This window comes from Stenotrophomonas sp. SrG (assembly GCF_050031795.1).
Classification (GTDB): Bacteria; Pseudomonadota; Gammaproteobacteria; order Xanthomonadales; family Xanthomonadaceae; genus Stenotrophomonas; species Stenotrophomonas rhizophila_A.
The window spans coordinates 1-230 of the sequence record NZ_JBNBBE010001772.1; the positions used below are offsets into that span (position 1 = coordinate 1).

At 71.3% G+C, this 230-nt stretch carries 1 pseudogene; it reads right to left on the reverse strand.

The annotated features are described in order from the left end of the window. Positions 1-230: pseudogene (locus ACQG3P_RS25360) on the reverse strand (DNA polymerase III subunit delta); the annotation flags it as partial.

Consider the following 230-nt stretch of genomic DNA (forward strand, 5'->3'; position numbering starts at 1 on the left):
CACCAGCCGGCGCGCACTCAACAGGCTGGGGGCGTTGCAGGTGGCGTCGAGCTGGTTCCACTCGACCACGCGGCCGTCGGCCTCGAACACGTCGCGTTCGCTGAAGCCGTCGGCGCGAGCCCGCGCACGCACCGCATCGGCCGCTTCCAGCACTCGCTGCGTTTCCGGCCCTGCAATATCGTACACCGGCGCCAGGGCCTGGCTGGCCGGCTGGCTGGCAAGCTGTTCGG